Origin of the sequence: Rhizobium leucaenae USDA 9039 (assembly GCF_000426285.1) — a bacterium.
Classification (GTDB): Bacteria; Pseudomonadota; Alphaproteobacteria; order Rhizobiales; family Rhizobiaceae; genus Rhizobium; species Rhizobium leucaenae.
Window position 1 is genome coordinate 1 of record NZ_AUFB01000082.1, and the last position, 2,623, is coordinate 2,623.

General features: G+C 59.9%; 3 protein-coding genes. 2 read left to right on the forward strand and 1 reads right to left on the reverse strand.

Annotated elements, in window-relative coordinates:
* Nucleotides 1–35: 35 nt before the first annotated feature.
* Nucleotides 36–197 carry a hypothetical protein gene (locus tag K290_RS38145; RefSeq protein ID WP_154668597.1) on the reverse strand — a complete coding sequence of 54 codons (162 nt, stop codon included), beginning with the start codon at nucleotides 195–197 and terminating at the stop codon, nucleotides 36–38.
* On the opposite strand from K290_RS38145, the gene istA reads away from it, so the two are divergent.
* Nucleotides 196–1,707, forward strand: coding sequence for an IS21 family transposase (gene istA / locus K290_RS0133200; RefSeq protein ID WP_156765808.1), 1,512 nt, complete (start codon nucleotides 196–198; stop codon nucleotides 1,705–1,707). The two genes, K290_RS38145 and istA, sit on opposite strands and share 2 nt — an antisense overlap.
* Nucleotides 1,708–1,719: 12 nt before the next feature.
* Entirely contained in the window at nucleotides 1,720–2,475 is a 756-nt protein-coding gene (gene istB, locus K290_RS0133205) for an IS21-like element helper ATPase IstB (RefSeq protein WP_028755397.1), read from the forward strand.
* Nucleotides 2,476–2,623 lie beyond the last annotated feature (148 nt).

Genomic DNA, 2,623 nt, shown 5'->3' on the forward strand with positions numbered 1-2,623 from the left:
TGCGGATTCCGACGTGAAGCCGGCCGCCAATCCGATCAAAGACCGGCCACCATTCCGATTTGAAGCCGGCCACCGTTCCGATCAAAGACCGGCCAGTTTTCGACACTGAACATCACTCCCTGGGTCAGCAACTTTGGCATCAAATACCTCGCGGTGAACGAGGGGATTTTGATGCCGGCAAAGAGAAGGCTGACCATGAGACATTTGCGACAAATGCTGCGGCTTGCAGCAAGCGGAACCAGCTCGCGTGAGATTGCCGTCGTGTTGGGAATTGCGCGTAGCACGGTGCAGGATAATCTGCAGCGCGCAGCGGCGGCTGGGTTAAACTGGCCCTTGCCTGGGGACCTTACTGACGATGCGCTCGAGAGCAAACTCTTCGCTCGCAACGGCATCAAACACGGCACGAGAAGGCGGGTCGAACCCAACTGGGCCGATCTTGCCATCGAGCTCAAGAAGCCCGGCGTTACCATGCTCATCCTATGGGAGGAGTATCGTGGGTCGCACCCCGACGGTTACGGCTATAGCCGCTTTTGTGAACTCCTGCGTGGTTTCCAACAGCGGCTTTCACCGACGATGCGCCAGGAGCATGCGGCCGGCGACAAGGTGTTCGTCGACTATTCCGGCAAGAAGATCCCGATCGTTGATCGCAAGACCGGCGAGATCCGCGAGGCGGAGATCTTCGTGGCGGTGCTCGGTGCATCGAGCTTCACCTATGCTGAGGCGACTTGGACGCAAACGCTCCCGGACTGGATCGGCTCGCATGTGCGGATGTTTCGTTTCCTGGGTGGCGTTCCCCGGCTGATCGTCCCCGACAATCTGAAGTCGGGCGTTAGCCGCGCCAGCTTTTACGATCCCGAGATCAACCGCAGCTACGGCATGATGGCCTCTCACTATGGCGTCGGCGTTCTTCCGGCACGACCGCGGCGCCCAAAGGACAAATCGAAAGTGGAGAATGGAGTCCGTTTCGCCCAGTCCTGCATTTTGGGGCGGCTGCGCAATCAGACCTTCTTCTCGCTGGCGGAGGCCAATGCCGCCATCAGCCAGGCACTCGATCGCATCAACGACCACGTGATGCGCCGGCTGGGCGTCAGTCGCCGGCAACTGTTTGAGGGTGTCGAGCGTGCCGCGCTCGCAAGCCTTCCGAGTGAAGACTACGAATTCGCCGAATGGCGTTTGGCCCGCGTCTCGACGGATTACCACGTCGAGTTCAAAACCTTCCTCTATTCCGTGCCGCACAGTCTCATTCGCCAGCAGGTCGATCTGAGGGCGACAGCACGCACGATCGAGATCTTCCACCGCGGTAAGCGCGTCGCCGTGCATCAGCGCCGGTATGGCGGTCCTCGTCATGGAACCGACCCGGATCACATGCCCAGTTCCCACCGGCGCTATGCCGAATGGACACCGGATCGCTTTCGACGCTGGGGCGCATCCATCGGCCCTCAGACCGAAGGTTTGGTCATCGCAATCCTTGCCAGTCGCCCGCATCCCGAACAGGGCTTTCGAACATGCCTGGGCGTGCTGCGCCTGTTTCGCGACATCGAACCCAGTCGTGCCGAGGCTGTATCAGCCCGCGCTGTCGAGATCGGCGGGCTGAACTGCAAGAGCATTGCCTCGCTCCTGGCTAACCACAAAGCCGCACGCCATTCCACCGAACCGACTGCCATTGTCGATCACGCCAATCTGCGTGGCCCTGATTACTTTCATTGAGGAGACAAACCAATGCTGATCAATCCCACCATCGATATGCTGCGCGAACTCGGCCTTCACGGCATGGCCACGGCCTTCCAGGAGCTCGAAGCACAATCCGAGGCGCGCGGCCTCGAGCATGGAGAATGGCTTGCCATCCTGCTCGAACGAGAGGCTACCATGCGCCGACAGAAGCGCTTCGAAGCCCGCGCCAGAGCTGCCAAGCTGCGTCATGATGCGCAGATCGAGAATGCCGACTTTCGTGCCGCACGTGGTCTCGACCGCAACCTGTTCATGAACCTTGCCGGCTGCGACTGGATCCGCAAGCATCACAGCCTCCTCATCACCGGGCCGGCCGGTGTCGGCAAAAGCTGGCTTGCCTGCGCGCTTGGTCACAAGGCGTGCCGCGAGGATTTCTCCGTCGCCTATCATCGCGTTCCCAGGCTGTTTGCCACGCTCGCGCTGGCAAGAGGCGACGGCAGATATGGCCGTATCCTCAAATCGCTGGCCAAGACCGACCTGCTTGTCCTTGACGACTGGGGACCGGAAAAGCTCAATGACGATCAGCGGCGCGATCTCCTCGAGATCATCGAAGACCGCTATGAGCGGCGCTCGACGATCGTCACCAGTCAGGTGCCGCTGGATCGCTGGTGGGAAATTATTGCAAACCCCACACTCGCCGATGCCATATTGGACCGCCTCGTTCACAACGCCTATCGCATCGATCTCACCGGCGAAAGCATGCGAAAACAGCGTTCGCCAATAGCGTCCGAAACACTCCAAGCTTGACCTGAAACGAAACCCAACCCAACATCAACGGGACCCAGGATCAGTCCGAAAAATGGCCGGCTTCAAATCGGAACGGCGGCCGGAATGAAATCGGAATGACTGGCCGGCTTCAAATCGGAATCGATGGCCGGCTTCATCGGAATACGCA

Excerpts from the sequence above, each read along its gene's own strand:
- istA (WP_156765808.1), top strand. The coding sequence starts at position 196 with ATGAGACATTTGCGACAAATGCTGCGGCTTGCAGCAAGCGGAACCAGC.
- K290_RS38145 (WP_154668597.1), bottom strand. The coding sequence starts at position 197 with ATGGTCAGCCTTCTCTTTGCCGGCATCAAAATCCCCTCGTTCACCGCG.
- istB (WP_028755397.1), top strand. The coding sequence starts at position 1,720 with ATGCTGATCAATCCCACCATCGATATGCTGCGCGAACTCGGCCTTCAC.